General features: G+C 72.6%; 23 protein-coding genes. 13 read left to right on the top strand and 10 right to left on the bottom strand.

Features of this window, described 5'->3' with window-relative positions; translation table 11 throughout:
- Positions 1–40: 40 nt before the first annotated feature.
- The 4 genes from ACIPSE_RS15275 to ACIPSE_RS15260 form a co-directional block, all read right to left on the bottom strand.
- Positions 41–1,633, bottom strand: a complete 1,593-nt coding sequence (locus tag ACIPSE_RS15275; protein ID WP_401662469.1) for a carbohydrate-binding protein — start codon at positions 1,631–1,633, stop codon at positions 41–43.
- A gap of 210 nt (positions 1,634–1,843) precedes the next feature.
- On the bottom strand, positions 1,844–3,214 hold the full coding sequence (locus ACIPSE_RS15270; protein WP_401662467.1) for an MFS transporter: 1,371 nt from the start codon (positions 3,212–3,214) through the stop codon (positions 1,844–1,846).
- An 871-nt stretch (positions 3,215–4,085) separates the two neighbouring features.
- Positions 4,086–5,771, bottom strand: a complete 1,686-nt coding sequence (locus ACIPSE_RS15265) for a PucR family transcriptional regulator (RefSeq protein WP_401662465.1) — start codon at positions 5,769–5,771, stop codon at positions 4,086–4,088.
- 79 nt (positions 5,772–5,850) lie between these two features.
- Entirely contained in the window at positions 5,851–6,183 is a 333-nt protein-coding gene (locus tag ACIPSE_RS15260; RefSeq protein WP_401662463.1) for an antibiotic biosynthesis monooxygenase family protein, read from the bottom strand.
- A gap of 81 nt (positions 6,184–6,264) precedes the next feature.
- On the opposite strand from ACIPSE_RS15260, the gene ACIPSE_RS15255 reads away from it, so the two are divergent.
- Entirely contained in the window at positions 6,265–7,335 is a 1,071-nt protein-coding gene (locus ACIPSE_RS15255; protein ID WP_401662461.1) for a phosphotransferase family protein, read from the top strand.
- On the opposite strand, the gene ACIPSE_RS15250 is transcribed toward ACIPSE_RS15255, so the two are convergent.
- Positions 7,319–7,729, bottom strand: a complete 411-nt coding sequence (locus ACIPSE_RS15250; protein WP_401662459.1) for a VOC family protein — start codon at positions 7,727–7,729, stop codon at positions 7,319–7,321. The two genes, ACIPSE_RS15255 and ACIPSE_RS15250, sit on opposite strands and share 17 nt — an antisense overlap.
- Before the next feature lie 87 nt (positions 7,730–7,816).
- Here ACIPSE_RS15250 and ACIPSE_RS15245 point away from each other — a divergent pair, with 87 nt between their 5' ends.
- From ACIPSE_RS15245 to ACIPSE_RS15195, 11 genes are all read left to right on the top strand, one after another.
- Positions 7,817–8,068: a hypothetical protein gene (locus tag ACIPSE_RS15245; protein ID WP_401662457.1), complete on the top strand. Its 252-nt coding sequence runs from the start codon at positions 7,817–7,819 to the stop codon at positions 8,066–8,068.
- Positions 8,069–8,340: 272 nt separating this feature from the next.
- Complete coding sequence (locus ACIPSE_RS15240; protein WP_401662455.1) at positions 8,341–9,120, top strand: inositol monophosphatase family protein; 780 nt, start codon at positions 8,341–8,343, stop codon at positions 9,118–9,120.
- 167 nt (positions 9,121–9,287) lie between these two features.
- Positions 9,288–10,343 (top strand): formylglycine-generating enzyme family protein, encoded by a 1,056-nt coding sequence (locus tag ACIPSE_RS15235; protein WP_401662453.1) that lies wholly within the window; start codon positions 9,288–9,290, stop codon positions 10,341–10,343.
- Positions 10,344–10,492: 149 nt separating this feature from the next.
- On the top strand, positions 10,493–10,873 hold the full coding sequence (locus tag ACIPSE_RS15230) for a sortase-dependent protein (RefSeq protein WP_401662451.1): 381 nt from the start codon (positions 10,493–10,495) through the stop codon (positions 10,871–10,873).
- Complete coding sequence (locus ACIPSE_RS15225; RefSeq protein ID WP_401662449.1) at positions 10,870–11,481, top strand: class F sortase; 612 nt, start codon at positions 10,870–10,872, stop codon at positions 11,479–11,481. Before ACIPSE_RS15230 ends, ACIPSE_RS15225 begins: the two co-directional genes overlap by 4 nt.
- Positions 11,478–11,969 carry an RNA polymerase sigma factor gene (locus ACIPSE_RS15220; RefSeq protein WP_401662447.1) on the top strand — a complete coding sequence of 164 codons (492 nt, stop codon included), beginning with the start codon at positions 11,478–11,480 and terminating at the stop codon, positions 11,967–11,969. The genes ACIPSE_RS15225 and ACIPSE_RS15220 overlap by 4 nt, the downstream gene beginning before the upstream one ends.
- Positions 11,953–12,366 carry a hypothetical protein gene (locus tag ACIPSE_RS15215; RefSeq protein WP_401662445.1) on the top strand — a complete coding sequence of 138 codons (414 nt, stop codon included), beginning with the start codon at positions 11,953–11,955 and terminating at the stop codon, positions 12,364–12,366. Before ACIPSE_RS15220 ends, ACIPSE_RS15215 begins: the two co-directional genes overlap by 17 nt.
- Positions 12,367–12,842: 476 nt before the next feature.
- A complete protein-coding gene (locus ACIPSE_RS15210; RefSeq protein WP_401662443.1) occupies positions 12,843–14,225 on the top strand; it encodes a phosphatase PAP2 family protein in 1,383 nt (460 codons plus the stop codon).
- 108 nt (positions 14,226–14,333) lie between these two features.
- Positions 14,334–14,621, top strand: a complete 288-nt coding sequence (locus ACIPSE_RS15205) for a hypothetical protein (RefSeq protein WP_401662441.1) — start codon at positions 14,334–14,336, stop codon at positions 14,619–14,621.
- An 88-nt stretch (positions 14,622–14,709) separates the two neighbouring features.
- Positions 14,710–15,786, top strand: a complete 1,077-nt coding sequence (locus ACIPSE_RS15200; RefSeq protein ID WP_401662439.1) for a dihydrodipicolinate reductase — start codon at positions 14,710–14,712, stop codon at positions 15,784–15,786.
- 2 nt (positions 15,787–15,788) lie between these two features.
- Positions 15,789–16,277: a carboxymuconolactone decarboxylase family protein gene (locus ACIPSE_RS15195; protein WP_401662437.1), complete on the top strand. Its 489-nt coding sequence runs from the start codon at positions 15,789–15,791 to the stop codon at positions 16,275–16,277.
- A 124-nt stretch (positions 16,278–16,401) separates the two neighbouring features.
- Here ACIPSE_RS15195 and ACIPSE_RS15190 read toward each other — a convergent pair whose 3' ends face one another.
- From ACIPSE_RS15190 to ACIPSE_RS15175, 4 genes are all read right to left on the bottom strand, one after another.
- Positions 16,402–18,024, bottom strand: coding sequence for a GMC oxidoreductase (locus tag ACIPSE_RS15190; RefSeq protein ID WP_401662435.1), 1,623 nt, complete (start codon positions 18,022–18,024; stop codon positions 16,402–16,404).
- Positions 18,025–18,170: 146 nt separating this feature from the next.
- The gene (locus tag ACIPSE_RS15185) at positions 18,171–18,932 is read right to left on the bottom strand and encodes a polysaccharide deacetylase family protein (RefSeq protein WP_401662433.1); all 762 of its coding nucleotides are present in this window, start codon (positions 18,930–18,932) and stop codon (positions 18,171–18,173) included.
- 152 nt (positions 18,933–19,084) lie between these two features.
- On the bottom strand, positions 19,085–20,146 hold the full coding sequence (locus ACIPSE_RS15180; RefSeq protein ID WP_401662431.1) for a CU044_5270 family protein: 1,062 nt from the start codon (positions 20,144–20,146) through the stop codon (positions 19,085–19,087).
- Positions 20,143–20,766 carry an RNA polymerase sigma factor gene (locus tag ACIPSE_RS15175; protein WP_401663109.1) on the bottom strand — a complete coding sequence of 208 codons (624 nt, stop codon included), beginning with the start codon at positions 20,764–20,766 and terminating at the stop codon, positions 20,143–20,145. Before ACIPSE_RS15175 ends, ACIPSE_RS15180 begins: the two co-directional genes overlap by 4 nt.
- Before the next feature lie 186 nt (positions 20,767–20,952).
- On the opposite strand from ACIPSE_RS15175, the gene ACIPSE_RS15170 reads away from it, so the two are divergent.
- Entirely contained in the window at positions 20,953–24,012 is a 3,060-nt protein-coding gene (locus ACIPSE_RS15170) for an FG-GAP-like repeat-containing protein (RefSeq protein ID WP_401662429.1), read from the top strand.
- A 437-nt stretch (positions 24,013–24,449) separates the two neighbouring features.
- Here ACIPSE_RS15170 and ACIPSE_RS15165 read toward each other — a convergent pair whose 3' ends face one another.
- Positions 24,450–24,665 carry a hypothetical protein gene (locus ACIPSE_RS15165; RefSeq protein WP_401662427.1) on the bottom strand — a complete coding sequence of 72 codons (216 nt, stop codon included), beginning with the start codon at positions 24,663–24,665 and terminating at the stop codon, positions 24,450–24,452.
- Positions 24,666–24,761: the final 96 nt, after the last annotated feature.

The raw sequence follows: 24,761 nt of genomic DNA, 5'->3' as shown, positions 1-24,761 counted from the left end.
GGTGGATCGGACGGGTGCGCGCGGGGTGGTGCCGGTCAGGTCACAGAGTGACCTGGACGCCGCCGAAGGTGACCGTGAGGGTGCCGGTCGAGGTGTAGGACCAGCCGAGGGCTCCGGAGTAGGAGGAGCAGCGGGAGCCGTTCGTGCCGGACCAGAACTGGTTGGAGGAGTCGGCGTCGCCGACGTACCGGTCGGTGGCGCCGCTGTCGCAGGACGTGTTGGAGCGGAAGACCGACGTACCCGCGTCGAAGTTGAAGTTGCGTTCGGTGTTGCCGACGGACACGTTGCTGGTGATGGTCATCGAGCCGGGGTTGCTGTTGTACGTGAAGCCGTGGTGACCGTTGTCGTAGGCGATGCTGTGCTGGACGACGTGGTTGACGGCGATGTCGTCGCCGCCCAGCTTGTAGCCGTTGCGGTCGCCGTTGCCGGACTGGGAGCCGTCGGAGAGCGTCCCGTTGCCGTACGAGAGCGAGTACTCGATGGTGACCGGGCCGATCGCGCCCGTGTCGGTCTTCGTGTACAGGTCCCAGCCGTCGTCGATGTTGTGGTGGGAGACCGCGTAGCGGAAGACGTTGCCGGTGCCGGTGGTCAGCTTGGCGGCGAAGCCGTCCGCGTCCTCGCCGTCGGAGTCGGCGTTGTCGTGCGACTCGGCGCTCAGGATCAGGTTGTTCGACGGCCACTGGCTGCTCGGCGTCGAGGAGGAGATACGGCCCAACTGGAGCCCGGTGTCACGGTTGTAGCGGGTGACGGTGCGCTCGATGACGTTGTTGCTGCCGCCGACGTAGATGCCGTTGTCGCCCGCGCGTTCCACCACCAGGCCGTAGATCCGCCAGTAGTCGGCGTTGAGCTGGAGACCCCGGTTGGAGGAACTCTCGCTCTGTGCCGAGAAGTTGAGCACGGGCGTCTCGCCGGGGTACGCCGACAGCAGCGTCCGCGCGCTCGACGTGCCGTTGCTGCCCGCCGGGACGGTGACCGTCGAGGAGTAGGCGTACGTGCCGCCGCGCAGGTAGATCGTGCCGCCGGAGGCCACCTTGGAGATGGCGGAGGTCAGCGTGGTGGGGGCGTCGATCGTGCCCGCCGCGCTGTCGGTGCCGCTCGGGGAGACGTAGAGCGCGCCGGTGGCCGGGGTGCCGGTGCCGCTGCCGGACGTCTCCACGTCCACGGCGTCGATGTTGGCGAGGCCGTTCGCGCTCGTCGGGTTCAGCCGGATCGTGTTGCTGCCCGCGGTCACGGGGACGCTGAACGTCTTGGTCGCCCAGGTCGTCCACGCGCCGGTGCCCTCGAAGGACGCCGACGCGGCCGTCGTGCCGTTCACGACGACATCGGTGGCGCGGGCGGTGGTCGTGCCGTTGGTGAAGCGGACGCTGACGGTGGCGGTGCCCGCGGCGGACGCGCTGACCGTGAACTGGCTGTACGCGCCGGACGCGTTGGTGCCGTTGCAGTAGCCGCTGCCGGAGTAGCCGGTCCATTCGGTCTCGATCACGCCGGTGCACACCGCGGGCGAGGTCTCGGCCTCGTAGCGGGTGGTCGCGGCGTGCGCGGGGGCGGTGCCGGTGAGTGCGACGAGGGTGCCGGTCAGCAGACCGATCGAGGCCGCCGCGGCTCTCGTACGGTGCCGGAGGGGGTGGGTCATGCCGTGCCCTTTCCGTTGCGGGTTCGGGGTGCCCGGCGATCCGCGGCCCGTCCGGGGGAAGAGGGCATGGACGGGGCGGTCGCCGGGCACCACGTGCAGAGAGGGGAAAGCGCTTTCTCCGGGGGGACCGTAGAGGTGCCCGGGGTACGCGTCAATAGACTCGTACGTGATTGCTGTTCAGAGACGTGAACTTGTACGGGAGTTCGACCCTCAGATGGCGTCCAGGTCCCGGTCGCCCGTCTCCGGCAGCGCCAGCACGCACGCCAGCGACAGCAGCGCCATGCCGCTCATGAACCAACCGCCCACCGTGGCGCTGTAGTTCTCCGAGAGCGCGGTCACGATCAGCGGGGCCACCGCACCGCCCAGCACACCGCCCAGGTTGTACGAGAACCCCGCGCCGGAGTAGCGCATGCGCGTCCCGAAGAGCTCCGGCATGTAGGCGCCCGCCGGGCCGTAGATGATGCCCATGCAGAGCAGCGCGCCGCTCAACGCCACCGCGATGAGCAGGTAGTTGCCGGTGTCCAGCAGCGGGAACAGGACCAGGCCCCACACCACGCCGAACGCCGCGCCCCCGATGATCAGCCGACGCCTGCCGACCCGGTCCGACCAGCGGGCGACGAAGTACGTGGACAGCCCCAGCACGGTCACCGCGACCAGCGTCAGCAGCAGCATGTCGTTCTTCGGGATGCCGAGGTCGCCGGTCGTGTACGTCATGCAGTACGTGGCCGCCGTGTAGAACATCACGTAGACGACCGTGATCATGCCCGCGCCCAGCAGCATCTCCTTCGGATGCACCCGGAACGCCTCCAGGAGCGGCGCCTTGGCGGTCTCGCGCTGCTCGGTGACCTTCGCGAACGCCGGGGTCTCGGAGATCTTCAGCCGGATGACCAGACCGACCGCGACGAGCACGAAGGAGATCAGGAACGGGATCCGCCAGCCCCAGCTGTCGAACGCGGCGTCGCCGAGCAGTGTCGACATGGCCAGGAAGGTGAGGGTGGCGGCGAAGTAGCCGACGGGGGAGCCCATCTGCGGGGCCGCCGCGTACAGGCCTCGCTTCCCCTTGGGCGCGTGCTCCACGGCGAGCAGCGCGGCACCGCCCCACTCGCCGCCCAGGCCCAGCCCCTGCACGATCCGCAGCAGTACCAGCAGGATCGGCGCCGCGACGCCGAGGGTGTCGTAGCCGGGGAGGAGGCCGATGAGGCCGGTCGACAGGCCCATCATCAGCAGCGACACGACCAGGACGGCCTTGCGCCCGACCCGGTCGCCGAAGTGCCCGAAGACCGCGGCGCCCAGCGGCCGGGCGGCGAAACCGACCGCGAAGGTGGAGAGCGTCGCCAGCGTGCCCGCGGTCCTGGACAGTTCGGGGAAGAAGGCGTCGTTCAGGACGAGCGCGGCGGCGGTTCCGTAGATGTAGTAGTCGTAGAACTCGATCGCCGTCCCGATGAAACTGGCCGTCGCGACGCGCCGCAGATCGGCGGACGAGGACGGCGAGGACGGCGAGTCCGGCGAGTCCGGTGAGGACGGGGGCGGGGACGAGGGTGGGGACGCGGGCGTCGTACGGACGTGCGCGGAGGAAGACATGACAGGCCTCCGGGGCGGTATGGAACGGGGACGCTGCCGCAGAACGCGAACAGGCTGCGAACCTAAGCCGCACGGGAGGCGGCACTGCTTGTGCGAGGGGACAGCGCTGGGGGGTGGGGTGTGTCCGAACGGACAGCGCCTTGCCGGTTGACGCGGTTCCGGGGCGACGAGACGGGACGAGACGGGACGGGGCTGAGGGCTGGGGGCCGTCCAGGGTGCCCGGCGTGACCGTCCCGGGTGCCCCCGGGGCCGGGGAGGTCCTCCGGGGCGGGCCGGTTTCCCGGGCCCGTTGGGCCCTCCGGGCGGTGGGTCTGCCGGGCCGCCGGGATTTCCGGGCCTGGACAGGTCTCTCCGGTTCGGCAGGACCACGCCCGGGTCCGGCATGACCTTCCCAGGTCTTCCGGAATCCCCTTGGGGCCCGGCGAGTCACCCCAGGGCGCCGGGATTTCCCGACCCGTCAGGATTCCTGGACTGGACCGGGCTGGGCCGGCAGTCCCTCGGGGGCTGGTGCGACCGCCCTCGGGTCCGGCGGGACCGCCCTCGGGTCCGATAGGCGCGCCCCGAGCCGACAAGATCCTCCGGGGATCCCCCGAGGACGCCGACATTCCGGGGCCGGCCGGTACGCGAATCCGGCGGGACCACACGCGCGGCCTCCCGGGACCGCCCTCGGGCCTGGCAGACCCTTCTCGCGACGGCGGAACCGTCTTCCCGCGACGGCGGAACCGTCTTCCCGCGACGGCGGAACCGTCTTCCCGCGACGGCGGAACCGTCTTCCCGCGACGGCGGAACCGTCCTCCCGCGACGGCGGAACCGTCCTCCCGCGACGGCGGAAACCCCCGCCAAGCCCCCCCGCAGCTCCCCGCCGCAGCCTTCACACCGTGGGGAACGCCGTGTCCGTCCAGCCGGGGCCCTCCAGGTCCAGGCGGAGCTGGAGGGTGGCCGCCAGGCGGTGTTCGGGGTCGTCGAGGTCGAGGCCGGTGAGGGCGACCGCGCGGCGGACCCGGTAGCGCAGGGTGTTGGGGTGGACGTTGAGCCGCTTGGCGACCGTGGCCACGTCACCGAACGCGTCCAGGTAGAGCAGCAGCGAACGGGCCATCTCGGTGCCCTGCTCCCGGTCGCGGGCGACGAGCGAGGCGATCGCCGGGAAGCGGACGGCGTCGCCCGCCCGGCCGAGCAGCTCCAGCGCGTCCCGTACGAAGAGGGCCGGGGTGAGGCGGGTGTGCGTGCCGACGGTCACCTCGGGGGTGCGGGCCAGCAGCGTCAGCGCGCGGTGGCCGCGCAGCTTCACGGCCGGGATCGCCGCCAGCCGGTCCGCCCGCCCGGCGACGACCGCCTGGACCGGGGTGCCGGTGAGGCGGCGCAGGGTGACGGTGAGACTCTCGGTCCAGCGGACGAGACGCTCGTCCTCGTCGGACCCGCCGCCCACGGTGCCCGCACCGCCCGCCGCCTCCGGCAGCACCGCGTAGAGCTGCCCGCACGCCTGCACGACCAGCGCGTTGTCCCGGAACGCCGCCGCGTGCACCGACATGACCCCGGCGGCCTCGGCGCGGCGGGCGTCCGCGCGGGCCGCGTCGCCGGTGCCGGCGGCGTCCGGCAGCCGCAGGTCCACGGCGACGACCCGGGCCGCGGCGGCCGGGTCGATCCCGAGATGCGCGGCGAGCGCCGCGGAGTCGAAGCGGCCGGTCAGCAGGCCGTGGCTGAGTTCCTCGCGGGAGGCGAGCCGGGCGGTGGAGTCGCCCTGGAAGTAGTGGTCGACGAGCTGCGCCGCGGCCAGCCGGGCGGCGCCGCGCAGGATCTCCGCCGAGCCCTCGGCCAGTGGCCGGTCCCCCTCCTGGACCCAGACGGTGCCCAGCGGGCGCCGTCCCGCGTTGATCCCGATCACCAGCCGGCGCCGCGCCCCCAGCTCGGGCCGCGGGTCCACGGCGATCACCTCGTCGCTCTCGCGCACCCGCTGGTACACGCCGAGCCGCCGCAGCAGCGTGAGATACGGCTCCGGGCAGGACCGGCCCAGCACGGACAGCCGCCGCAGCTCGTCGGCCTGGTCGCCGGGTCCGGCGTACGCCACCACCCGGTACGCGGCGTCCTCGACGCTCACCACGCCGTGGGTGAGCAGCGCGACGGTCTGCGCGAGCGAGTACAGGTCGTCGCCCCGCTCCGGCTCCCGCCCGCGCACCAGCGCCGCCCGCACCTCCGCCTCGACCCGGTCCCAGCGCACCCCGGCCGGTATCCCGAGCACGGCCACCCCGTACGCCGAGGCCGCCGTGCGCAGCGCCGCGGGCACCCCCGTCTCCGGGACCCGTACGGCGACGGCCGCCGCCGCGCGCAGGTCGCGCACCATGCCCACGGCGTCGTCCTCGCGCGCGCCGACGGCGAGGACGAGCGCCCCGGACACGTCGTGCGCGGTGTCGCCGGGCTCGACGATGACGACGTCCCCGATCTCGTCCTCGCCCGGACCGCACCAGGACAGCCCCACCCCCAGCAGATCACCGATCCGGCGCGCCACGGCGCCGACGGAGGCCGGGGGCTCGGGGAAACCGGGGGGTGCCGTCTCGTTCACGGCAGCAGGGTAGGTCAGGGACCCTGACACGTCTGTAACGGCGGTCTCTCCCCCTCGCGGTGGAGGCCGCCGGGCGGCGTCAGCCCTGCTTCGGCGCCGCCTGCTGCACGACCTCGAAGGACCACAGGGTCGCCCCCGTCGCGGCGGGCCGGGGACGCTCGCCCTCGGCGGCGTCGCCCCGGCCGTGGGAGGGCGCGCCGCCCATCCCGGACATCCACTTCTCGAAGTCCTCCTCGGAACGCCAGCGCGTGTAGACGAGGTAGGTGTCGGTGCCCTCGACGGGACGCAGCAGCTCGAACCACTCGAAGCCGTCGGAGCCCTCGACGGCCCCGGCCCGGGCGGCGAACCGCTTCTCCAGCACCTCGCGCTGCTCTTCGGGGACGGTGAGGACGTTGATCTTCACGATGCTCATGGGCCCATTGTCGCGTCCGCCCTTGACGGAGCGGTGGCCGGTGGGCATTTTGGGAGCGCTCCCGGAAAGGTCACGCGCCCCATGCAGAGTCTGACCAAGCGGCAGCTGTCCCCCGCCGATCTCGACGCCCTGCTCCGGGCCCGCGCCGGGACCGGCTGCCGGGTCGAGGCCGAGCTGGCCGACGGCTGCTTCAACACGGCCTACCGGGTACGGCTGGACGACGGCCGGCGTGCCGTCGTGAAGCTCGCGCCGCCGGCCGGAACCGGGGTGCTGCGCTACGAGCGCGGGATCATGGCGACGGAGGCGATGGTCTACCGGCGGCTCGCGAAACTGCCCGACGGGGCGGTCCCGACACCTGAACTCCTTTACGCGGACGGCGAGTTCCTCGTCGTGTCCTTCCTCGACGGCACTCCGTGGGACAAGGCCGCCGAGGGGATCGGGGAGCCGGTGGGGCGCGCCCTGCGGCGGGAGCTGGGCGGGATCGCCGCGCGACTGAACCAACTCGTCGCCGAAGACGGCCGGTTCGGGTATCCGGCACCCGAGGCGGGTCTGTCGGCGGACAGTTGGCCGGAGGCCTTCGGCGCGATGACGGACGCGCTGCTCGCGGACGGCGAACGCTGGGGTGTGCCGCTCGGTGCGGCGCCCGCCGACGTGCGGCGGATGGTCGCCGAGGGCGCGGGGGCGCTGGAGGAGGTGACGGAGCCGCGGCTGGTCCACTTCGACCTGTGGCCGGGGAACGTGTTCGTCGACCGGCACGGTGACGGCCCGCCCGGCCCGCCTGGCCTGCCCGGCCCGCAGGGCCTGTCCGGCCCGTCCTGCCCGCCCGGCCCGCACGGCCCTCGCGTCACCGGGATCATCGATCACGAGCGGGCGTTCTGGGGCGACCCGGCCGCCGAGCTGGTCTCCCTCGCCTTCGGCGGGGACATCGGCCCGGACAGTGAGGTCGTCGCCGGGTACCGGGAGGCCGGAGGCACCCTGGACTTCACCCCCGCCTTCCGCCACCGCCTCGCCCTCTACCGGCTCTACCTGGGCGTTCTGCTCGTCGTCGAGTGCGGCCCGCGCGGCACGACCGACCCGGGCCACCTCGACTTCTGCGCGCGGTACCTCGCCGAGGCCGTGCGGGAGGTGCGGGGCGTCACCCGGTCCCGGTGATGTTCACCAGCCACACGATGCCGAACCGGTCGGTGCACATGCCGAAGACGTCGCCCCACATCTGCTTGTCCAGCGGCACGGTCACCGTGCCGTCGGCGGAGAGCTTCTCCCAGTAGCCGCGCAGTTCGGTGTCGTCGTCCCCGCTGAGGCTGAGGGAGATGTTCTCGCCCGGCTTGTACGTCACCTCGGGCGGGGAGTCGGCTGCCATCACGGTGAAGCCGGCCGGTGTCTCCAGCATGCCGTGCATGATCCGGTCGGCGACGGCGGGATCGGGGTGGTGGAACTCGCCGTAGGTGTTCAGCGTCAAGGTGCCTCCGAGCACCTCCTTGTAGAACTCGAGGGCGTCTCGAGCGGTGCCGTCGAAGCTGATGTACGGATTGAGGCGCGAAGCCATGGAAACCTCCCTGAACGGGGTGAAGGTCACTGTTCCGGAGGTTAGTGGCGGGCACTGACAACGGCACCCCGAAGGGGAGGTTCCGCGATGACCTTGGTGGCGGGAGCGGAGACGGCGGCGCGGACGGAGACGGCGGCGCGGACGGAGGCGGTGTCGGCCGGAGCTCCGGCCGACACCGACGAGTGGTGGTCCGTGCCGGATCACACGGCCCGGAGGGCGGAGCGGATCACGGTCGACGCGGCCGGGAGCGCGCTCGCCTGCTGGTCGATGGGGTGCGAGGGGCACGCGGACGGACGGGCGGACGCCTGCGCCGGAGAGTGCGCACGGTCACCGCGCTGAGCAGCCGGGGGATGCCGGACGTATCCCCTGACGGCCGGGGCGGTGTCAGCTCCCCCGCCCACCGCCCCGGCCACGCGCGAGGGCCCCGCCCGGACGGTTCCCGGGCCGGGGTCCTCGTCGTCCCACGAGCCGTAAGACGCGGTTCATGTCAGGGTGGCCCGGAGTCCCTAGGGTCCGGACCAGGACCGGACGGCGGAGCCCGGACGGCGGACGCCCCGGACACGGCGGACGCCCCGGACGGGGCAGGCGGAGGCCGGGGGACAGGAGGCGTCGTGCGTGAGCTGGACCTCGACCGGGCCCTGGCGGTGGCGACCGGACTGGCGGGCTGGGCGTGCGAGCGGATCCGCCGCCCGCGGCCGGAGGGCGTGCGGGAGAAGGACGGTCCCGCCGACATCGTCACCGACACCGACGAGGCCGTGGAGGCGCACCTGCGCGAGGTGCTCGGACGGGCCTTCCCGGGACACGGGATCGTGGGCGAGGAGTACGGCGTGACCCCGGGCTCCGCGGACTCCCCGCACTGGCTGATCGACCCCGTCGACGGGACGACCAACTACGCCCACGGCATCGGCTGGTGCTCGGTCTCGATCGGTCTCGTCGCCCCCGACGGCACCCCGCTGCTCGGCGTGGTCGCGGATCCCTGGCGGGGCGAGACGTTCACGGCGGTGCGCGGCGGCGGTGCCCGGCTCAACGGCACGCCCGTCCGCGCGGCCCCGCACACCACGCTCACCGGCCACGTCTTCCTCACCGAGTGGGCCGCCCACGCGCACTGGCCCGGCATGGACGCCCTCCTGCGCGACCTCGCCGGCCGTCACTGCACCGTCCGTGTCATGGGCTCCACCGCCCTCTCCCTGGCCCAGGTCGCCGCGGGCCGCGCCACCGCCGCCGCGATCGGTTCCTTCCATCCCGTCGACGGCCTCCCGGCCCTCCTCCTCGCCACGGAGGCGGGCGCCGTCGCCCTCCCAGGACTCCCCTCCTGGGAGACCCCGTTGCTGCTCGCCGCACCGGGGGTGGCGGCCGAGGCGGCGGAGGTGTGGCGAGGGGCGGGGCTGTGACGCCGTAGGGGCGGCCCGTCGGTGAGAGGGTGAGCGACTGTCGACCGATGGCCCGTCACAGCCCGCTCTCAGGGGACTGTTACGGCCAAAGTGTCGACAGTGCACGGGACTTGATGGAGTATCGGCGGCCCAGGGACCCGCGCACACCGCCCCCCTCAGGAGCCGCTATGGACCTGCCCGCCCCCACTCCCGCTTCCGCCCCCGCCCCCGGCATCGACAGAAGAGCCCTCCTCGTCCTGACCGCCACGGCCGCGCTGTTACGGCCGACGCGCGCCGCGGCCTCGACGGCGGACACGACGAGCGCCACCGTCACCGCAGCGGGGCAGGAGCTCACCGCCCTCGCCGCCAACCCCTCCTTCGTCTTCGCCACCGATCTCGCCGGCACCGCGGGATCGGGCGAGGCGGCGCCCGTCGACTCGGCCTACTGGCTGGGGACCTACGAGGTCACCAACGCCCAGTACCTGGAGTTCCTCACCGCCGACGGCCGGGACGCGCCCTCGTACTGGGACGCCGGCGCCTACCCCGCCGGGAAGGCGGACCACCCGGTGCTGGAGATCTCCCTCGACTCCGCCACCGCCTACTGCGCCTGGCTCGACGGCCGCTCCGACAACGACGGCTGGAGCTTCCGGCTGCCCACCGAGGCCGAGTGGGAGAACGCCGCCCGCGGCCCGGACGGCCTCACCTACCCGTGGGGCGACCGGTCCGGCACCACCTACGCGGACTCCGTGCTGACCTGCGTCTACAACTACATGGCCGTCTGCGCGGCGTACGAACTGGCCGAGCACGGCGCCGAACTCGCCACCTACACCGACTCCTCCTCCGACCTGTACGGCCAGAGCTTCCCGATCGACGAGATCCTCTCGATCGGCGCCACCGGCACGGTCGCCGGATGGAACGTCACCGCGAGCCGCACCGGCTTCGTCTACACCGACGTGTACGACGCGATCACCGACGCCGGCGGCTGGACCACCCCGGTGGGCGCCTACCCGGGCGGGGCCAGCGCCGACGGTGTGCTGGACCTGTGCGGCAACTGCTGGGAGTGGACCACCTCCGTCATCACCGCCACCCACGGCGGCGAGACGGGCCGGCAGGTCAACGCCATCCGGGGCGGCTCCTGGTACGCCAACCTCAACAGCTGCACGGCGGTCTACCGCGGCGAGGGCCGGGACGCGACCGGCCGCTACCCGACCGTCGGCTTCCGCGTCGCCGCGACCAGGACGTAGGAAACCGCCCCGACCGGGATGTAGGAAACCGTCCCGACCGGGATGTAGGGAACCGCCCCGACCGGCTTTGCCATCTCTTTACAACCTGTCCGCCGGCTGTCTCGTCTCTCCGCTCGATCCGTCACCGACGAAGAGAGCGAGCAACCCCCATGCGCCGAACCACCGTCCTCAGTGCCCTGGCACTCGCCGCCACCGCCCTGCTGTCCGTGACCGCCCCCGCGTTCGCGGACGGCACCGCCCCCAGCCCGGTCCCGGCCGACGCGACCACCGTCCCGAGCGCCGAGCCCAGCGCCGCGACGACCGCCGCCCCGGCCGACGCCGCGACCACCGTCCCGAGCGCCGAGCCGACCGTCGCGCCCGCCCCCGGCCAGGTCGCCGCCGTCCCCGCGGGCGCCCCCGACACCGGGGTCGCCGACACGTCCGCGCAGCAGGGCGCCGGTGCCGGACTCGCGGGCGCGGGCGCCGCCGCGCTGCTGGCCGCCGGGGGTGCCGTCGTCGTCGTACGGCGTCGTCGGTCGACCGGCGCATGACCCCGGTCTCCCGGCGCGCGTTCACGGCGGCGGCGACGCTGTCCCTGGTGACGGGCTGCGGCGGGGGCGGGGGCGGCGGCGCCGACGTGAAGGCGGAGCCCGACGCGAGCACACCGAGCACACCGTCGCGGAACTCCCCCGCGGCGAAGCCCGGTTCCCCTCCCGTGCGGCTCCGCATCCCGGCCATCGGCGTCGACACCCCGGTCATCGTGCTGGGGCTGGCGGCGGACGGGACCGTCGAGGTCCCGCCGATCACCGACCACGACCGCGCGGGCTGGTACCGGTACTCACCGGTGCCGGGCCGCACCGGTCCGTCGGTGTTCCTCGGCCATGTCACCGTCGGCCGCTACGGCGACGGCGTCTTCCGGCGGCTGGCCCGGCTCAGGGCCGGCGACCGGGTCGTGGCGCGCCTGGAGGACGGCACCGAGCCGGAGTTCACGGTGACGCGGGTGCGTACCGTGGCCAAGGCCGACTTTCCGACGGAGGAGGTGTACGGGGACGTGGAGCGGCCGGAGCTGCGTCTGATCACCTGCGGGGGACCCCGTACGGGCGCGGAGTACCGGGACAACGTGATCGTCTTCGCCGAACGCGCCGGGGACCGCCGTTGACGGGGTCACGCGACGAGGCCGCGTCCGAGCTGTTCGCCGCCCTGTACCCGCGCCTGGCCGGCTGGTGCCGTCGTCTCGTCGACGACGACGGCACCGCCCACGAGATCGCCTCGGAGGCGTTCACCCGGCTGTGGGCCCGCTGGACGAAGGTCGAGGAGCCCCGCGGCTTCCTGTACGTCACCGCCGCCAACCTCGTCCGCGACCACTGGCGCAAGCTGGAGCGCGAGCGCAGGGCGCTGCGGCGGGCGACGGCGGAGGCCGCGGTCGGCGCCCCGAACGAGCAGGGGGACCCGTCGCTGCGGCTGCTGATCCAGACCCTGCCCGACCGGCTCCGGGTCCCGATCCTGCTGCACTACTACGCTGACATGCCGATCCGGGAGGTGTCCGTGCTGACCGGACGCAAGGAGGGAACCGTCAAGGCCGATCTGCACGCGGCCCGTGAACTGCTCCGCGGCCGGCTGAGGAGGAGCCTTGACCACGCGCTTTGACGACGAGGAGTTCACCCCCGACGACCCGCTCGCGGTGCTCCTGCGGCCCCCGTCCGACCATCTGTCCCCGCCGGCCGGCCACTACGAGACGCTGCGCCGTCGGGCGTCCCGGCGCAAGGTGCTGCGGGTCGCCGCCGGGGCGGTGCTGACGTCGGCGGCGGCGCTGCTCGTCGTCGTCCCCGGGTGGCTGACGGACGACGGGCCGGGACGGTCGACGCCCCCGCTGGCCCCGCCGTCCCGGACGCAGCAGACACCGCCTCCCTCGACGCGGGTCCCCACCGACCCGCCCCCTGTGGACGCGGCGTCGCCGGTGCCCTCGACGGTGCCGACGACGGCCCCGTCGGCGGTGCCCGGCCTGCCGTCGGCGGCGGCCACGACGGCACCGTCGCCGCAGTGAGGTGAGGCGTCCTCGGTGACGGCCGCCGGCCCGCCGCCTGTGCGCCGCGGGCCACCCGCGCTTTTCGTCGTCTTCCTGTCGGTTCCGTGTCGGTGCGCGGTGCGCTGCCCCTGCGCGGCCCCTGGGCGGGCCGTGCGCCGTCCCGCGCCCGCCGGGCGCCGTCGCACTCCCGCTGTCTCTCTTGACCTGCGCAGATCGGCTGTGTTTCGCTCACTTCGGGGAGCCGGACCGAGGGGCTTGGGATGACACGGGGCTGTGGGGGACCGATGCGCGAGGTGGGCGAGGCCGAGGTGACACGCGTGCGCGCGGCCACCTGACGGCACCCCGCCCCACCCCCCTGCCACCGCTCACGGTCCCGGCCCCACCGGCGCCGCCCGGTGAACGGGGCGGGAACCGTGGTGGAACCCCGACTGTGCGCGGTGCGTCTTGCTCGGACGGACGGGCGCAACCGACATCTAGTGAAGCGGTCAGCATCGATGGACATACGTCACCCAGCGCGGGCGAGACTCTGGGCCGCGGCGGCTGTCGCGGTCCTCGGATTCCTTCTGGCGCTGGAGTTCGCCGCCCGTCACTACGGCATGCCGGGGCCGATCACCACCCAGTCCCGGGAGGTGCTCCTGCCGCCGAAGTCGGGCGGCATGCTGTACGCCGGGATGGCGCTGATGATGGTGGTGCTGACCTGGCGGCAGCGGTTCGTCGCGCTGGGCACCGCGATAGGCATCGACCTCGTCCTCTTCGCCGTCCGCTGGGCGGCCGACATCAGGGTCCACGGCCACGGCCACCCCTTCGGCAACGGCGCCCTGTGGGTCGTCCTCGGCTGCGCGGTCCTCGCCCTCACCCGCCGCACCGGCCGGGAACGCGTCCTGCTGCTGAAGGGCGTCGGGCTGGCCCTGCTGCTGATCGCGGGCCGCAAGACCGGCGACACCTGGCTGTTCATCACCTCCAAGACCCGCCACCTGGTGCTCGACCCGTACGTAGCGACCGCCGACCACGCGCTGGGCGACCCGTCCTGGCTGGTGGGCCGGGTCGTGGAGGCCAGTGGCGCCGTCGGCTACAACGTCCTGGACTTCGTCTACGGCCAGCTCCCCGTCGCCGCGGTCGTCGTCGCGCTCTACCAGCTGCGTCATGTGGCGGCCGAGCGCCGCTTCCCCCGCCACCACCTGGTGCGCACCTTCCTCGTCATAGGTCTGGTCGGCCCCGCGTTCTACATGCTCTTCCCGGTGGTCGGCCCGATCTTCGCCTACGGCACCGGCGCCGAGCACTGGGAGTCGGTCGCCCTGTGGTCGCCGCACATGGAACCGAGCGCGCAGTGGGCGCTGGGCGACCTGTGGCCGCACACCACGCCGCCCGTCGGCACCCCGCAGCCCATGCCGTTCGACGAGTTCACCCCGCGCAACTGCATGCCCAGCCTGCACACCGCCTGGGCCACCGCGATCTTCGTCCACTCCCGCAAGGGTCCGCGCGCCCTGCGCTGGGCGGGCACGTTCTGGCTGGTCGCCACCCTCACCGCGACCCTCGGCTTCGGCTACCACTACGGCGCCGACCTGCTGGCCGGCGTGGTCTTCACCCTCACCATCGAGGCGGCCCTGCGCACCTGGGACCGGAGCCAGGTCCCCTCGGGCCTCCGCCCCGACCCCGCGGGCCTCCGGCTGGTCGCCTACGGCACGGCCGTCTTCACGGCGCTCCTCGTGTCGTACCGCTGGTTCCCGCTCCAGCTGGCCGGGCACCCCTGGCTCTACGGCCCGCTCCTCGTCCTCGCGATGGTCTCGGTGATCTACGCCTACGTCCGGACCACGGCGGCGTGGGAGGCGGAGCCGGCGCCCGTCCGGCAGCCGCGGCCGCAACCCGAACTGATCTGATCCGTCCCCCGGGAGGCTCACGGCCCCGGGGTGTTCGGAATGTCGGCCTTGTTCCGTCGACGGCACGTGCTGCGATGAGCCGTGCCCGTACGGAAAGGATTCCGCGCCGTGTTCCTCCCCGGCCCGCGTCTGCCGCGCCTCCCCCTCTGGTCCGCCCTGGCTCCGGCCGCCGCCCTGGGGCTGACGGTCCTGCTCCCGCCGGCCGCCGTCGCGCGGACCGCCGCCGTGCCCGCCACCGCCGCCGCCTCGGCTCCGGCTTCCGACGGCATCCCGGCCCAGGACAAGGAGGACGCCGTCAAGGGCCTCGCGATCGGCGCGGCCGTCGCGGCGGCCGGCGCCTCCGTCGTCGCCGTGCGGGTGCTGCGCAGGCGCAGGCCGGCCACCCGCACCCGCTGACCCCGGCGGGCCCGCCTCGTGCGGGGCCGCCGCTTTTCCTCGTGCACGGCTATGGGAAGTTCCAGGGGCCGTGGTTACCCTCCGGCGCATGATTCCCACGGTGGTCTGGGGCACGGGCAACGTCGGGCGCGCGGCCGTCAGGGCCGTCGCCGCACATCCGACGCTCAGCCTGGTGGCCGTGCTGGTGTCGAACCCCGCCAAGGTCGGCAAGGACGCGGGCGAACTCGCGGACCTCGGCCGCCGTCTCGGCGTGGCGGCGACGGACGACGTGGCCGGGGTGCTCGCCGCGGCCCCGCGCGCGGTCGTCTACGCGGCGTCCGGCGACGTCCGCCCGGACGGCGCGATCGAGGACATCGCCCGCGCGCTGCGCACCGGCGCGGTGGTCGTCACCCCGTCCCTGTACGGCATGTACGACTGCGTGAACGCGCCCGCGGAGATCCGCGACGTCCTCGTGCGGGCCGCCGAGGAGGGCGGCGGCACGCTGTTCGTGTCGGGCGTCGACCCCGGCTGGGCCAACGACGTACTCCCCTTGCTGGTCAGCGGGTTGGGGTCGGACATCGACGTGCTGCGCTGCCAGGAGATCTTCGACTACTCGACGTACGACCAGGAGGAGGCCGTCCGCGACCTCATCGGCATGGGGCATCCGCTGGACCACCAGCCGCTCATGCTCGTCGAGGGCATCCCCACGATGATCTGGGGCGGCCAGCTGCGGATGATGGCCCGTGCCCTCGGCGTCGAACTGGACGCCATCGAGGAGACGTTGGAGCGGCGCCCGCTGGAGACGGCCGTACGCACCGAGGGGATGGGGGAGTTCGCGGCCGGCACCCAGGGCGCGATCCGCTTGGAGGTCCAGGGCATCGTCGACGGCACGCCCCGGATCGTCGTCGAGCACGTCACCCGCATCCACGCCTCCTGCGCCCCGGACTGGCCCGTGCCGCCCGACGGCGGGGCGGGCGCCCACCGGGTGATCGTCGAGGGGCGCCCCCGTATCGAGGTCACCGTCGAGGCGACGGACGAGGGGGAGAACCGGGCGGCGGGCGGCAACGCGACCGCGGCGGGCCGCCTGGTCAACGCCATCGACTGGCTCGCCGACGCCGGACCCGGCCTCTATGACGCACTCGACGTCCCGCTGCGGCCCGCGGTGGGCAGACTGGGGAAGAAGTGACCATGCGCATCGACATTCCCGAGGGCGAAGAGCCCATCCCGTACGTGTGGGGCGAGATGGTGCCCAGGATCGGCCAGGCCGCCAGCACCTACTCCCTGTCCGTCTACGAGTACACGACTCTCGGGCTCAGCGAGTTCGAGGCCGCCCGGCTGCGTGTCGCGCAGATCAACGGCTGTCTGTTCTGCCTGGACTGGCGCACCGAACGCGACGGCCGCAAGGTCGACGAGGGGTTCCTGGACGCGGTCGGGCAATGGCGTACGACCGACGTCTTCGACGAACGGACCCGGCTGGCCGCCGAGTACGCCGAGCGGTACGCGCTCGACCACCACAACCTGGACGACGCGTTCTGGGACCGGATGAAGGCCCACTACACCCAGGCCGAGATCGTCGAACTGAGCATGTGCATCGGTTCGTGGCTGGCGTTCGGGCGGCTCAACCATGTGCTCGGACTGGACAGCGTGTGCGTGCTGCCGTCGGCGGGGAGCGCGTGAGAGGGGGCTCTCCGGCGGGGGTGCGGCCAGGAGCGGGCCGGGGCACGACGGCCACGGCCCGCGGAGCGGGTGGGACGGATGGAGCGGACGGAGCGGGCTGAGCGGACGGAGCGCGGGGAGCGGCTCAGAAGTCCTCGGCGACGATCTTCTCGATGTTGCGCTCGGCGAGCGCGGTGATCGTCACGAAGGGATTGACGGTGACGTTCCCCGGGATGAGCGCGCCGTCCATCACGTACAGGCCCGCATAGCCGCGCAGCCGACCGTAGTTGTCGGTCGCCTTGTTGAGCACGGCGCCACCGAGCGGGTGGTACGTCAGATGGTCGCCCCAGATCTTGTACGTGCCGAAGAGGTCCGTGCGGTAGATGGTCCCCTCGGTGGCGTTGATCTTGTCGAAGATGGTCTTCGCCATGTCGATCGAGGCCTGCTTCCACGCGGTCTGCCAGTTCAACTGCACCTGGCCGGTGGACGCGTTGTACGTGAACTGCGCGCGGTTCGGGTTGTTGGTGATGGACAGGTAGAACGACGCCCAGGTCTCGATGCCGGTCGGCAGCGGTGCCACCTCGGCGAACGCGCCGCCCGCCGCCCAGTTGTCGATCCCGGCCGTCGGCATCGACGACTGGAGCGAACCGGTCGGGTCCCACAGGTGGTTGGCGCGCCCGCACATGACGTTGCCGTTCTCTCCCCAGCCGTTGCCGACCTCGGAGCTGAGGGCGGAGAGCGCGCCGGTGGCCTTCAGCTTGACCAGGAGCTTGCTGGTGCCGACGCTGCCCGCGGCGAAGAACACCCGCCGGGCGGTGACGGTCTTGGTGGCGGTGACGGCCCCGGTGGTGTCGAGCTGCTCCATGGTCACCGAGTAGCCGCCGCCGGTGGCCGGGGAGACCGAAGTGACCTTGTGCAGCGCCGAGACGGCGACCCTGCCGGTCGCGCGGGCCTGCGCGAGGTAGGTCTTCTGGAGGGACTTCTTGCCGTAGTTGTTGCCGTACAGGATCTCGGCGGCCAGCGCCGACTTGGTGACGGTGCCCGCGGCCTCCTTCTTCATGTAGTCCCAGTCGTAGACGCTGGGCACGAACCGGAAGGGGAACCCGGAGCGCTGCGCGTGCTTGCGGCCCACGCGCGCGTACTGGTAGCAGTCCGCCGTCTCGAACCAGTCCGGGTCGACGGTGGCGGCGCCGAGCGTGCTGTTGGCCCGCGGGTAGTAGACGTCGTACATCTCGTCGGCGTCGACCGAGGGGAGCACCCCGGGGAAGCGGGAGCGGTCCGGTGTGACCGCCATGCCGCCGTTGACGAGGGAGCCGCCGCCGACGCCGCGCCCCTGGTAGACGATGATGCCGCCCATCTCCTCGGCGTCCAGGACGCCCGTGTACTTCGGTACGTCCTTGTCGATCGGGAAACCGAGGAAGTTGCTCAGCGGCTGCTTGGTGCGGGTGCGCAGCCAGAACGAACGGTAGTCCGGGCTGGTGGTGTTGGCGAAGATCTTTCCGTCCGTGCCCGGGGTGTCCCAGGCCATGCCCATCTCCACCATCTGTACGTCCACCCCGGCCTGCGCGAGCCGCAGCGCGGTGACGGAACCGCCGTATCCGGTGCCGATGACCAGTGCGTCGACCTGCGCGCCGGGCTCGATCGCGGCGGCGGCCGGAACATGCAGCGAACCCAGGGCGACAGCGCCCAGAATAGAACTTGTTCCACCAATGAATCGACGGCGGGAGAGACCTCTTCCTTCCAGCTGTCTGGCTGATATGGAGTCCATGTAGATCCCCTTTCGCTTCTCCAATCGAAACGGGTTCTACTGAGAAGCGCGAAACAAGTCACGAGAAACCTGCGAGTAACTTGTTCGGGTACGTACCAAAGGGCCGCCAGGGCTGCCGTCACCGGCGGGGCCGCCGGTGCCGGGGTTCAGCGCACGGGGAACCCGAACGTGTACCCCTGCCCCTTCAGCCACGGCAGGACGCGGCGCAACGCCTCGACGGTCTGCTCGCGGTCGCCGCCCGCGTCGTGGAAGAGAAGGGTCGGGCCGTTGGAGATCTCCTGCTGCACGGTGGCCACGATGGCGTCCGTGCCCGGGAGTTCGAAGTCCTTGGTGTCCACGTTCCAGCCCAGCGGACGCATGCCGCGGGACGCGGCGAGCTTGCGGCTGTAGGGGGTGAACGCCCCGCCCGGCGCCCGGTAGTACATCGGCCGCACACCCCCGGACGCCTCGGTGATCATGCGCTCGGCGTCGAGGATCTGCTGCGACTGGTACGTCTGGGACTGCTTGTCCATCGTGGTGTCGTGCGAGACGGAGTGGTCGCAGAGCCGGTGCCCCTCCGCGACGACCTTCTTCACCAGCTCCGGGTACGCCTTGGCCTGCGTCCCCACCATGCAGAACGTCGCCTTCACGTGGTACTGCCGCAGCACGTCCAGGACTTGGGGCGTCCAGACCGGGTCCGGCCCGTCGTCGATGGTGATGTTGACGCCCCGCGCGCCCGCGTCCGAGGCGTGCACGATCGTCACGTCCACCGGCTTCACCCGCGGCGTGGCGCTCGCCTTCGCCGGCGTGTCCGTCACGGGGCCGGCCTGCGCGGTCCACACGGAGGCCCCGCCCGCGAGCAGGGTCACCCCGAGCGCCGCCCCGATCACCTTGCCGTACCAGCCCCGCCCGCCACCGTGCCGCGCCATCTCCGCCCCGCTTTCCCGTAGTTCCCCGCCGACCCCACGGCCGCCACCCGACCCACACCCCAGGACGACGATCCCGCCCCGGAGGATGCGTCCGTTACCGATCAAGAACAATTCCGGGGAATTTCGGGGACAACCGGGGGCGGGGCAACGGCTCAGCCGGCGCTGTCGGGTTCCTGGCCCGCCTTGTCGACCACGGCCAGTTCCAGTTCGGCCTCGCTGGACAGGAGCGTCCCGGTCCTGCCGTACGAGGTGTCCTCGACGAGATAGCTGCGGGAGCCGAGGTAGGTGAAGTCCTTCTCGTCGAAGACCCACTCGGTGCGCACCCCGTACCGGGTGTCGTCGCGGGCGATGCCGAGGCCCCGGCGGCCGATCGCGTCGCGGGCCTGCGGGGCGGGGACGACTCCGGGGATCCTCGCCGCGGCCCGGTACAGGGCGGCGGCCGTGGCGGGCGGCGTCACCCCGCCGAGCAGGGCCCCGATCTGCTCGAACACCGCCTGGTCACGCCCCCGGCCCTCGGCGTGCGGGGTGTGGGCGTAGAGGTAGGTCAGCAGCTTGTCGGGATCGGTGGGCAGGGAGCCGAGCCAGCGGTAGGTCGGCCGGCCGAGCCCGGCCGGGGTGCCGTCGGTGTCGCCGAACTCGGCGTTGAGGGCGAAGGTCTCACCGCCCTCGCGGACCAGGCCGAGCTTGTGCAGGGGCTTCGGGTCCTGCGCGGCCCACACCTCGCGGTCCGTCAGCGGGCCGAGGACCGCCTTCCCGCTGGTCAGATCGGCCCCCCGGGTCTTCTCCCGGGTGTAGACGAACTGGTCGTCGCGCACGGCGGGCGTGGCGCGCTCCCCGGCGGCGGTGGAGAGCCGGCCCAGCAGGGCCGCGGCGGGGGCCATGTCCGTGGCCGCGCCGTGCGAGCCACCGGCGGCGGGCGCCGGGCCGCCGTCGTGCAGGGCGAGGCCCGCGGCCAGCGCGCCGGCCAGGGCCAGCGCGGTCGCCGGCACCAGCAGCGCGGGCCGCGGCAGCCGCAGGGCCGGACGGAAGGGCGGCCGGGTACGGGTACGGGCAGGGGCCGCCTGGTCGCGGTCGATGAGTTCCATCAGCAGTTCCTTGTGACGAAGGTGCCGCTCGCGCGGGAGGTCCCGGCAGGCCGGGACCGGGAGCAGACGGGCGATCTCCTCGCGGTCGCCGTCGCGCTCCGGACAAGCGCCGGTGGTCCTGTCGTTCATGCGAGCTCCTCCCGTACGGGCCGGGCCGCGATCGCGGCCGCACCGGTCATCTCTCCGCGGGTGACCGCGGGTTCCCGTTCTTCCTCCGCGAGTTCCACGCGTTCCGCGAGCCGCGCGAGCTTCTTACGGGCCCGCGAGAGCCGCGAGCGCACGGTGCCGACGGCGATGCCCAGCGCCTCGGCCGTCTGCCGGTAGTCCAGGCCGGACCACACGCACAGCGCCAGCACCTCCCGCTCCTGCCGCCGCAGCCGGCCCAGCGCGACCTGCACGGCCCGCAACTGCCGTGCGTCGTCGAGCCGTTCGACCGTCCGGGGCGCGAAGTCCTCCTCCGCGGGCGGCTGCGGCTGACGCGCCAGGAACAGCTGCCGCCTGCGCCGGGCCCGGCGGGCGTTGTCCGCCTTGTGGGTGGCGATCCCCAGCAGCCAGGGCAGCAGCGACCCGCCGTCCTCGTGCACCCGCTCACGGGTCCGCCACGCGGCCAGGAAGGTCTCGGACATGATCTCCTCGGCGGTCGACCAGTCACCGGTCAGCCGCAGCCCGTGGTGGTACACGGCCCGGGCGAACTCCTCGTACAACTGGGCGAACGCCTCGCGATCCCCCTCGCGCACACGGCGCCGCACCTCGTTCTCTGACTCCCTCACAACCACTTCTCTCCACGGCACCGGAGGAGTTCCTGTGGCCTGGGTCACTCACCGGTACGGCCCTCGGCTCCCGAAGCGCCGCCTCCCACGACCGCAACCTTGTCGCTCTTTGCCGGGTCTTGATCGTGCAAGTGTCGTCTCTTTCGGCTCCCGTGGAGGAAACCAGTGGGCAGACGTGCCCTCGTTCATGGCGGTATCGCCGTCGCCGCCTCGTTCGCCCTGACCCTGGGTCCGGGACCGCTGAGCCTCGACGCGCACGCGGCCGCGACCGCCGAGGTGGTCATCCCGGCACAGACGTCCCTGCGGCCCGCGACCGCCCTGTTCAGCGCCGGAGCCTCCGGCTTCCTGCGCTACGAACCGGGGCGCGGCCATCTGTGGACCACCTACACCGGTGAGGACACGGTGGTGGACGCCTCGGCCACCGAGGTGTGGGGCATGCCCGACTTCGGCGCCGGATCGGACGTCGTCGCCCGCTACGACGACGACACGCGGGCCGTGACCCTGCGGGACATGGCCGCGGGCGGGGCGCTGACGACGCTCGCGCTCCCGGGCGGCCACACCTACCAGGGGACGCTCGGCCGGACCGTCGTCACGACCGTCTCGTCGAGCGGCCACAAGTTCCACCTGCTCGACCTCCAGGACGACGGCACGGTGCGCGACCGCGCGGCGGCGGACGTCCCGGACGGCATCACCGCCCTGAGCTCGGGCAACTCCCCGGTCGGCGACGCCCACGGCACGGTCGTCCAGTACCGCGTGGACGGCGGGCTGCGCAGCGGCTGGCTCGACGCCGACGAGGGCAGGCTCGTCGAGCTGCCGTACAACCCCACCGTCAGCACCACGGGCCGTACGGTGCTCACCGCCACCCACCTGGTGTCCTGGGACGGCTCCGGCACGGTCTCCGTCCACTCCCGCGACGACCTGACCGCCACGGTCCGCACGGTGCCGCTGCGGGACGATGTCGCGACGCACCTGCTGGGCATGGTCGGCGACCAGCTCCTGGTCTCCCGCTACGACTCCTCGCTCGGCGCCCAGGACGGCAGCCTGCCCGTCTGGCGCGTCGACGCGCTCGCCCCCGACGGCTCGACCACCAAGGCCGTGCTGGCCCGCTCGCAGAGCCTCGCGCTCGCCGTCCCCACCCCTGACGGCGGCCTGCTGGTGCCCGGCAGCGCCGCCGACACCGCCGACTTCGGCGTGACCCTGGTCCGCGCGGACGCCGACGGCACCCCCGTGGTCCGGAAGGTCGCCCCCTCCGTGATGAGCCCGGTCGCCGACCCGGTGCAGCGGCTCACCCTGGACAACGGCCGCCTGACCGTCACCGAACTCGACCGCGACCAGGGCCGCGCCCATCTCTACAGCCGGGACATCGGCACCACCGGCGACGCCCTCACGGCGGGCACCCGCACCTCGCACGGGGTCAGCACCGACTCCTCGCCCAACCTCCTGGGCACCGGGGACGGCCGTACGGTGATCTGGAACCTGCGGTCCACGGACGGCGACCCGGTCCCCCGGGTCGTCCAGCCGACGGGCCCGACCCCCGGCACGGCCGTCGACGCCGCCCACGACTACACCTACGTCTGGGACGCCAAGGGCCGTCATGTCGCGATGGCCACCGAGTACACCGACGCGGCCGGTTCGGAGACCAGGGTCGTCGATCTCGACACCGGTGCCACCGTGCGCACGTCGGCGACGCACGGCATGACGATGTGGGGCACCACCCTGTGGGTGCGGGACGGCAGCGACGGCGCCGTTCCGGTCGACGTCCGCACCGGCGCCCAGGGCGACCCCGTGGGGTTCTCGAAGTGCCTGCTGGAGAACCTCCAGGCGGTCGGCAGCCTGCTGCTGTGGTCGTGCGTCGGCTCGGGCGAGGGCCAGGGCGTCTACGACACCGTCACCGGGAACAGGCTGACCCTCACCCAGGGCGCCTGGGGGACCGCGAAGCTCGGTGACGGCTTCGTCGTCACCGCCACGGGCGGCGAGCTGAAGGTGACCGACGTCCGCGGCGCCACCCCGGTCACGCACTCCGTGGCCACCGTCTCCGGCGGGGAACCCTGGGACGTCGACCCGTACACCGGCCTGATCGCGTACGTCGACAGCAAGCAGAACACCCACGTGGTGCCCAGTGGCGTCCCCGTCTCGGCGCTGGCCCAGCTCGACTCCTCCGTGGCCGGCTCGGTCGACGTCAAGAGCACGTCCTGGAACCCCCGTTGGTGGCTGTCGAAGGCCGCCGCCTCCTGGAAGCTGGACCTGAGGAACAAGGCCACCGGTACGACCGTCCGCACCCTGACCGGCGGCACCGCACAGGGTGTCCTCGCGGCGTCGTGGAACGGCAAGGACACGGCCGGCAAGCCGGTCGCCAACGGGGCCTACACCTGGACGCTCACCGCGACCCCGGCCGACGGCGCGGGCGCGGCCCTCACGAGGACCGGCACCCTGAAGGTCACCGGCGCGACCCCGGTCCGACGCGACTTCGCCACCGCGGACGGCTTCGGCGAGGTCCTCACCCTCAACGGCTCAGGCGGACTGACCTACCAGTACGGCACCGGCACCGGGACCCTGACCGGCAAGAAGACCGGCAACGGCTGGCCGACGACCGCGAAGTTCGTCCCGTACGGAGACCTGGACGGCGACCGGTGCAACGACGTCCTCGTGCGCTACACCAGCGGCGCGCTGCGCGCCTACCGGCCCGCGTGCGGAGCGGCGGTGACCCCGTCGACCGCCTACACCTCGCTGGGCACCAGCGGCTGGACCCAGTACGACGTACTGACCTCGCCGGGCGACATCACGGGCGACGGCCGGGCCGACCTGATAGCCCGCCAGTCCTCGACCGGCGACATCTACCTCTACAAGGCGACGAGCACGGGCAAGCTGTCGGCCCGCACGAAGATCGCGTCCCAGTGGACCGGCTACAAGAAGATCATGGGCGCCGGCGACCTCGACGGCGACGGCCACGGCGACCTCCTGGCCCAGGACAAGTCGAACGCACTGTGGCGCTACGACGGCACGGCGACGGGCAAGTTCAAGACCCGCGTGAAGCTGTTCACCGACTGGGGAGGCTCGTACGACGTCGTGATCGGCGCCGGCGACATCACCGGTGACGGCAAGGCCGACCTCGTCTCCCGCGACACCTCCGGCACCCTCTACCGCAACAACGGCAACGGCAAGGGCTCCTTCGCCCCCCGAACCAAACTCACCACAGGCTGGCAGAACTACAAGGGAGTCTTCTGACCCACCCTTTCCCTGGCGGGCGCCCCCTCCCCCGCCAGGGAAAGGCTCCTGTCCCCTGCACCAACGGGTGCGTCCTGCTTTTACCCGCCACCCGAACAGGACGAGACAACAAAAACCCCCGGGTCATCGACCTGGGGGTTTCTCATGGAGCGGGTGACGAGAATCGAACTCGCACTCTCAGCTTGGGAAGCGACGGCGCTTGAACGGGGTCAAGGCTTCTGACCTGGGAGTACATCGCTTTTGGCGCTGCTTCAAGAAGTGGTTTCGCACCGCTGTTTACCGCGGCTGTCCGGTCTTTTGGGCACGGCTTGGGCACGGGACGCACCCAAGGCTCCGATCGTGGTCGCCGCCAGGTCCGAACCGTCGCGCTGCATCCTGCTTCATACGATGGCTGGAACCGGGCATTGCAGTCGTGATGGGGGCAGGTGCGTGCCGGTTCAGTTGATGATGCTGTGGAAGAAGAGCACTGCCATGGCACTGGAGCCGCACCCTGCCATGGCGCAGGTGGCGAGGTCGTTGCCGGCGAAGAACGTGAGTACCCCTGCACCGACACCGCTGAGTACTCCCAGGAGCAGGATGACGGCGGCCCGCAGTGTCAGCAGTGGGGTGCCGGAAGGGTCGCGGTCGGCTGGGTTCACGGTGTGGTTCTCCATGCGTGGCTGCGGAGGTCTCGATCGGGCGGTTCGGTCACGAGGGGTGCTCGTCGACGCCCTGTTGTTCGAGCTATAGGGAGTCCGGTGGGGCGTGTG

This window comes from Streptomyces sp. NPDC090106, from assembly GCF_044747265.1.
In the GTDB taxonomy this organism is placed as follows: domain Bacteria; phylum Actinomycetota; class Actinomycetes; order Streptomycetales; family Streptomycetaceae; genus Streptomyces.
The sequence above is the reverse complement of the archived record's forward strand: the minus strand, read 5'-3'. Positions and strand labels throughout refer to the sequence as shown.